We start from the raw sequence: 7,475 nt of genomic DNA, 5'->3' as shown, positions 1-7,475 counted from the left end.
TGCCTCGACGCGGCGACGACGGGGCCTGCCGCCGAAGCCGGTCGCGATCACCGTGACGCGCACCTCGTCGCCCATCGACTCGTCGATCACGGCACCGAAGATCACGTTCGCGTTCGGATCTGCGTGGCCCGTGACGACCTCTGCTGCCTCGTTGACCTCGAAGAGCCCGACGTTCGAGCTGCCCGTGATGTTGAGGAGCACACCCGTGGCTCCGTCGAGCGTCGTCTCGAGGAGCGGCGACGAGACGGCAGCGTTTGCCGCATCGGCGGCGCGCGTGTCGCCCGAGGCCGTACCGATGCCCATGAGCGCCGAGCCGGCGTCGCGCATGATCGTCCGCACGTCGGCGAAGTCGAGGTTGACGAGCCCTGGAACGGTGATCAGATCGGTGATGCCCTGCACGCCCTGGCGGAGGATGTCGTCCGCGATGCGGAAGGCCTCCGTGACGGGCGTCTTCTTGTCCACGACCTGGAGCAGCCGATCGTTCTCGATCACGATGAGCGTGTCGACGCGATCGCGAAGGCTCTGGATTCCCTGCTCGGCCTGCTCGGCGCGGCGTCGACCCTCGAATCCGAACGGTCGCGTGACGACGCCGACGGTGAGTGCTTCGAGCTCACGCCCGAGCTCCGCGACTACCGGTGCAGCGCCCGTGCCCGTGCCCCCGCCCTCGCCGGCGGTGACGAAGATCATGTCTGCGCCCTTCAGTGCTTCCTTCAATTCGTCACGCGTCTCCTGCGCCGCGGCGAGACCAACGGCCGGATCCGCGCCTGCCCCGAGGCCGCGTGTCGCCTTCGATCCGATATGGATCTTCACGTCGGCATCGGTCATCAGGAGCGCCTGGGCGTCCGTGTTCACGGCAATGAACTCGACCCCACTAAGGCCCGACTCGACCATGCGGTTGACCGCGTTCGTGCCGCCGCCGCCGACGCCGACGACCTTGATCACTGCGAGGTAGTTCCCACCTTGTGTGCTCATGAATGTCTCACCTCAACCTGCCTGGACGTCAAGCTCTGATCGAGCTACGGAGTATGTCAGTATTGGCTTTCGGAGCCAGGGTACGGACTCCTTGTCGGCATTGTCAACGGAAACCTCAAGGTTGAGTCGAGGTCATACCCTCAGGCTCGACCTGAGAGTTGAGTGTTCCGGAGACCGGTCGCTCCGGTACCGCGACATCGAGATAGGTCGTATCGGACGTGAGGAGGGGAATCACGCGGGCCGCGACCGCGAGCTTCAGCGCCACGTCGACCGGGTCACCCAGGCGAAGCTCGAGGCCGGAGCGAAGGCGTAGGGTGAGGCTCTCCGGCGACGCGGCAACCGAGCTCACGCGTCCGGGGAAGCCGGTTCCGACAAGAGGGGCGACAGCGGTGACTGCTGCAAGGAGATCGCCCTCCGCACGCGCACCCTCCTGCAGTCGAATGTCGCGCTTGATCCAGATCCGGGCAAGCGCCGGGCGGTCACGGCGCTCGACCGTCGCCATGACGCGGCCGCTCTCGGCGACGAGGTACGAGTCGGCTCCCTGACGCACAACAGCGACGGCGCGCTCGGGTGCGACGACGACCTCGAGCGTGTGCGGGAACGCGCGATCGAAGCGAACGCCCGCGACGGTCGGGAGCGCCAGCACCGACAGTCGGGCAGCGTCGGTGTCGAATTTGAGCAGGCTGGCTCCCTCGGTCGCGCGGAGCGACCGCTCGACCTGCGCGCTCACTCCGGCGGACGCACCCAGAACCTCGATCTTCTCAACGGAGAACACGGGAGTCTCGCGCGCCACGAACCACGCAATTCCGGCACCGACGACAATCAGGAGCGCCGTTACGAGCGAGCGGCCCGTCGGAATGAAGCGCGCCAGGTCGAACCCGTCGGTCGCGAGCCGACTCGGAGCGGGAGCAGCAACGGCGCGGGAGCGCGGCCGCGCGCGTGCTCCTCGCTGGTCTGGTCCCCCGTCGGCCACGGAACCGTGTTCGCCGCGCGTCGGCAGGCTCCTACGTCGAGGGGAGCGCGAGATCGCCCAGGAAGACGACCTCGTGCTCGAGTTCGACCCCATACGCCTCGTGGGCTCGACGCCGCGCCTCCGCCATCAGTACGAGGCAGTCGGCCGTGGTCGCGCCGCCGGCGTTCTCGATGAAGTTCGCGTGCATCGGCGAGATCAGCGCACCTCCCTGCCGATAGCCCTTGAGGCCGCACAGCTCGAGCATCCTCCCCGCACCGATCTCCCCGGCGGGGTTCTTGAAGACGGAGCCGAATGTTCGCTTCGTCGTCGGCTGCGTCGCCTTGCGACGCGCGACGAGGTCCTTCACCTCCGCACGGATGTCGTGCGGATCGCGTTCGACGAGTTGATACTCGACCGTCGCGACGACGTGGCCGTGCTCGAGGTTCGAGTGGCGGTACGAGAAGCCGAGCTCGCTCGCGGTCAGCCAACCCGTTCCGTCCGCCGTCGCCACGAGCGCTCGTACGAGGATCGCACTCCAGTCACGCCCGTACGCTCCGGCGTTCATCCAGACGCCGCCCCCTGCCGTCCCCGGGATCGCGCAGGCGAACTCGAAGCCACCGAGGCCCGCGTCGCGGGCGCGGTGCAGGCAGACAGCGTTCGTCGCGCCGCCGCCGGCGACGACGAGCGTTCCCTGGGCCCGCGCCGACGCAAGGTCGCCCGTCAGGCGCAGCACGAGGCGGTCGATACCCGCGTCCGCGGCGAGCGCGTTCGAGCCGAGCCCCACGGTCGCGACCTCGAGGCCACGCTGGCGCGCCGCGACCAACGTCTCCTCGAGCTCCGCGAGCGTTCCTGGCTCGGCGTACGCCCGTGCCGGACCACCGGTGCCGATCGTGGTCAGTCGCGAGAGCAGCACGTGCTCCCGGAAGGGAGGGGCTGTGCTCATTGCCCAAGCCCGTCCACGATTGCTCGCGCGATCTTCCACGGCTCCCCGACCCCGAACGTGATCACGAGATCGCCCGGGCGCGCCCAGGCAACCGCGAGCGCGACCGCATCCGCGTGACCCGGCGCCCATCCCGCACGAACGTGAGGCGGCAGGGAGTCGACGACGAGCTTTCCCGTGACGCCCTCGCGGGGCGCATCCCGTGCGCCGACGATGTCGGTCACGATCGCGATGTCCGCGAGCCCGAGGGCTGCACCGAGCTCGGCGTGGAGCTGACGCGTGCGCTCGACAACGTGTGGTTGGTAGACGGCGACGATGCGACCGTCCGTCAACGATCGCGCCGTCCGTAGCGTCACCTCGAGCTCCGTCGGGTTGTGCCCGTAGTCGTCGTACACGGTGACACCACCTTGCGTGCCGACGAGTTCGAACCGGCGGCCGACGCCGGTGAACCGGACGATCGCCGCCTCGGCGTCGGCACGATCCACACCCGCAATCTCGAGAGCCCTGAGCGCAGCAGCCGCGTTCTGGCGGTTGTGGTCGCCGGGCACCGACAACTCGAATTGGACTGGCTCCAGCTCCCAGCTTCGGACGATGTGTGGGATGCCGTCGAGCCACCTGTCGAAGAACTCCACGAGCTCCGCCTCCGAAGCGTAGGACGCGTGGTGGTCGAGCTCGATGTTCGTGACAACAGCGATGTCCGGGGCCAGGGAGCCGATCGAACGGTCGGATTCGTCCCCCTCCACGACGAGCCAGCCTGCACCCGTGCCAGCGTTGCCTCCGAGCTGCGGAACGAGGCCGCCGATGATCCAGGCGGGGTCCCGCCCGGTCTCCAGAAGGACGAACGCGATCATTGCAGCCGTCGTCGTCTTGCCGTGGGCACCGCCAACGACGATCGACGGCTGCGCCGCTACGAGCTCGGCGAGGAACGTCGCACGCGGCGTTCCCTCGATGCGATGGGCGTGCGCGGTCGAGACGACCACCTCCCACCCCTCGGGCGGCGTCGGCTCACCGCCGATGTCGACCTCGATCCCCTCGAGCGAGCCCATGAAGATGGTGTCACGCAGGTCCCAACCGCGAACCTCGGCACCAAGGGCGCGCGCCATGTTCGCGTATGCGGAGATCCCGGAGCCGCCGATGCCGACGAAGTAGAGCCGACGCCCCGCAAGGCTCTTGTGTTGATTCAACACAAAAGCCTGCACTGCTGCCCATCTCCGACCGGAACGTCGTCTTTGTGTTGATTCAACACAAACTCCTTGTCAGCGGGCGGCAAGCTCGATCAACCCCTCGGCGATCCTGTCGGCGGCGTCGACCCTCGCCATCGAGAGCATCGCTGCCCTCATGCGTGCGAGTCGCTCGGGATCGGCAAGCAGCTCGTCCACGAGGGCCGGCACGGATTGGATCTCCGAGTCGGGCACGACGATGGCGCCGCCCCCACGTTCAAAGTGGCGGGCGTTGAGCGTCTGATGATCAGCGGTGGCATGCGGGTAGGGCACGAGGATCGACGGCGTTCCTGCGGCCGCAAGCTCCCACACCGTTCCACCTGCTCGTGAAACCGCGAGGTCTGCGGCATGGAGTAGCTCGCCGAAGTGATCGGTCGAAGGGATCATCACGTATCCCTCGCGATCGACTCGCGGACGGAAGGCCTCGAAGTCACGCTCACCGGTCTGGTGGACGAGCGCGAGCGTGCCAGTGCCCCATGCAGCGACGGCCATCTCGTTGATCGATCGTGCGCCGGCGTACGCGCCGAAGATCGCGAGAACCGGCCTGTCGGTCGGCAGGCCGAACCGCTCCCGCCCGGTCGCGCGTGATCCCGCGAGGTGTGCGACCGGCACGGGCCGTCCGACGATCTCGACCTTCTTGCCAGCGTGCCCCGGGATCTCGTAGGCCAGAAAGAGCTTCGACGCGAACGGGGCCGCCAGCCGATTTGCGAGGCCGAGATGGGCGTCGGCCTCCGTGAGCGCGGCAGGAATCCGCGAGAGCCGTGCCGCGAGCACCATCGGCCCGGCGACGTACCCGCCGCCGCCGAGGACGACATCAGGCTGTCGGTGCTTCAGAATCGCCCTGCAGGCAAACGGCGCCTTCCCCGCGCGCCAGAGTGCTTGCAGGAGAGCGACGGACGGCTTCCGGGGGAAGCCGCTGATCGCGAACGGGTCGAACTCGAAGCCGGCTTCAGGAACCAGCTGCGACTCGACGCGGTCGGGACTCCCGGCGAACGTCACGGTCGCTCCGCGTGCGCGTAGCGCTTCCCCGACTGCGAGGGCGGGCCTGATGTGACCCGCGGTTCCTCCCGCTGCGATCACGACTACGAGCGTCGACGACTCTGTCATTCACAGCGATGTTAAGGAGAACTCCGACGGCAGTGAGCAGCACGATCAGCGAAGAGCCTCCGTAGGAGACGAACGGGAGCGGAATTCCGGTCAACGGTGCGATCCCAAGGACGGCACACAGGTTGATCGCTGCCTGGCCGAAGATGAGCGTCGTCAGCCCAGCGGCGAGTCGTTTTCCGAACGGATCGCGACAATGCAGGGCAACCCGGAAGCCCGCCCATGCGAAGACACCGAACGCGACGATCACAGCCGTCGAGCCGATGAGGCCGAGCTCCTCGCCGACAATTGCGAAGATCATGTCGGTGTGCGCCTCGGGAAGGTAGAAGACCTTGGAGACGCCGTGGCCGAGCCCCTCGCCCGTGATGCCGCCGGAGCCCATGCCGATGATCGCCTGCACGGTCTGAAACCCCGCTCCCTGCGGATCCTGCCAGGGGTCGAGGAAGCTGAGGAAGCGCTCGCGGCGGTAGGGGGCGGCGTAGATCGCGACCGCTCCGAACGCGAGGGCGACGGAGCCGACGAGCGCGAGAAGGCGCAGCGGTACCTCCGAGACGAGAAGGATGCCGGCGACCATGACGCTGAGGGAGATCGTCGTCCCGAGGTCGGGTTGGAGCAGGATGAGGCCGGAGAAGAGCAGGACGACGAACCCGAGCGGCTTCATCAGCTCGCCCACGGTGCGCGGGGTGGGACGGCGAGCGAGAAGCGCACATGCCCAGACGCAGACGGCGATCTTCGCGAATTCGGAGGGCTGCACGCTGATCGGCCCGAGGAGAAACCAGCGGCGGGCGCCGTTGATCGGGGGCGCGATCGCGATTACGGCGATGCACAGGACGAGTGCCCCGACGAGCAGCACTGGAGCAACCGCCCTCAGACGGTGATAGTCGAACTTCGAGGCGAGCGCGAGAACGAGGAGCCCGACGAGGGCATACGCCCCCTGCTTGACGAGGAACGTCATCGGGTCGCCAGCCCCGAGGGCGGCCGATGCCGACGTAGCGCTGAACACCATCACGAGCCCGAACGCGACGAGTCCGAGGGTGACCAGAACAAGGAGACGTTGTTCGAGTTGGCCGTCGGCCCGCGACTTCACCGTCTCTTTCGTCACCCCGTGAGCTTCTGCGCCAACTTCCCGAACTCCTCCCCACGCTGCTCGTAACTCGTGAACTGGTCGAAGCTCGCACAGGCAGGTGAAAGCAGGACGACGTCTCCTTCCCGCGCCTCCCGTGCCGCGGCCGCGACGGCCGTCGAGAGGTCGCCGCTGCGCTCGTACTCGACGTCGGTCGCCTCGAGAGCAGCCGCCAGGTCCTCAGTCGCCTCGCCGATCAGATACGCCCGATCACCACGAGCGAACGCCGCGGCGAGCGGCGCGTACGGCTCCGCCTTGCCACGACCACCGAGAATCACGAGCTTGCGGGTGCCCGGGAACGACGCCAGCGCCCGCAGCGTCGCGGACACGTTCGTCGCTTTCGAGTCGTTCACGTAGCGCACGCCGTCGATCGTCGCGACCTCCTCGATCCGATGCTCGACGCCGGGGAACGTGCGCAGTGCTTCGGCGATCGCGTCATCCGGGATTCCGGCCGCGCGAGCTGCCGCGACCGCCGCAGCCGAGTTTTCGCGATTGTGCGCGCCCGGGATCAGCGGCTCGGCTGGCAGCTCGTCTCTCCCATCGAACTCGAGACGCTGCCCGGCCCCCGGTACCGAGCCGAAGCCCCGGGGGAGAATCGCGACATCGTCAGCACCCTGGTTCTCGAAGATGCGCAGCTTCGCATTGCTGTACGCCTCGAAGCTGCCGTGGCGGTCGAGGTGGTCGGGCTCGAGATTGAGCAGGATCGCGATCTGCGGGTGCAGCGTGTCGATGTCCTCGAGCTGAAAGGACGAGAGCTCGCAGACGATCCACGCCTCGGGGTCGGCAACCCCCACGAGGCTTGTCAGCGGTCGGCCGATATTGCCGGCCGTCGCCGCGGGTATCCCCGCGGCGACGAACATCGCGCCGAGGAGCGCCGTTGTCGTGGTCTTGCCGTTTGTGCCAGTGACGCCAAGGATCGGGTTCGAGAGCAGCCGCGTGCCGAGCTCGATCTCCGAGATGACCTCGATGCCCCGAGCGCGTGCCGCGACGACAGGCGGGCGGTCGTTCGGCACGCCGGGGCTCTTGACCACGAGGTCGACACCCGCGAGCGCGACGTCATCCCAGGGGCCGAGCCGCACGTCGACGCCGATGCCCGAAACATCGACATCGGTCGAGCTGTCGTAGCCGCTGACATCGTTGCCCTGGGCTACAAGCGCGTCGATC

The 7,475-nt window shown here is 67.9% G+C and carries 7 protein-coding genes; all 7 read right to left on the bottom strand.

Features of this window, described 5'->3' with window-relative positions; all coding sequences use genetic code 11:
- Positions 1-972: cell division protein FtsZ (gene ftsZ, locus ABIR74_RS10745; RefSeq protein WP_348177925.1), on the bottom strand; the 972-nt coding region annotated here is incomplete at its 3' end.
- 115 nt (positions 973-1,087) lie between these two features.
- On the bottom strand, positions 1,088-1,945 hold the full coding sequence (locus tag ABIR74_RS10740; protein ID WP_348177923.1) for an FtsQ-type POTRA domain-containing protein: 858 nt from the start codon (positions 1,943-1,945) through the stop codon (positions 1,088-1,090).
- 31 nt (positions 1,946-1,976) lie between these two features.
- Entirely contained in the window at positions 1,977-2,867 is an 891-nt protein-coding gene (gene murB / locus ABIR74_RS10735; protein ID WP_348177921.1) for a UDP-N-acetylmuramate dehydrogenase, read from the bottom strand.
- Positions 2,864-4,048 (bottom strand): cyanophycin synthetase, encoded by a 1,185-nt coding sequence (locus ABIR74_RS10730; RefSeq protein ID WP_348177919.1) that lies wholly within the window; start codon positions 4,046-4,048, stop codon positions 2,864-2,866. Before ABIR74_RS10730 ends, murB begins: the two co-directional genes overlap by 4 nt.
- 72 nt (positions 4,049-4,120) lie before the next feature.
- Positions 4,121-5,134 (bottom strand): UDP-N-acetylglucosamine--N-acetylmuramyl-(pentapeptide) pyrophosphoryl-undecaprenol N-acetylglucosamine transferase, encoded by a 1,014-nt coding sequence (locus tag ABIR74_RS10725; protein WP_348177927.1) that lies wholly within the window; start codon positions 5,132-5,134, stop codon positions 4,121-4,123.
- A complete protein-coding gene (gene ftsW / locus ABIR74_RS10720) occupies positions 5,034-6,290 on the bottom strand; it encodes a putative lipid II flippase FtsW (protein WP_348177917.1) in 1,257 nt (418 codons plus the stop codon). The genes ABIR74_RS10725 and ftsW overlap by 101 nt, the downstream gene beginning before the upstream one ends.
- Positions 6,287-7,475 (bottom strand): UDP-N-acetylmuramoyl-L-alanine--D-glutamate ligase (gene murD, locus ABIR74_RS10715; protein WP_348177915.1); only part of this gene is annotated, 1,189 nt, incomplete at its 5' end. The genes murD and ftsW, both read right to left, overlap by 4 nt.

The organism is Gaiella sp. (assembly GCF_039915195.1).
GTDB lineage: Bacteria > Actinomycetota > Thermoleophilia > Gaiellales > Gaiellaceae > Gaiella.
Note: the sequence above shows the minus strand (reverse complement) of the source record. Positions and strands in the feature narration are given on the sequence as shown.

What these genes read in the sequence shown, in the direction of transcription:
- murB (WP_348177921.1), bottom strand. Translation starts at nt 2,867, where the DNA reads ATGAGCACAGCCCCTCCCTTCCGGGAGCACGTGCTGCTCTCGCGACTG.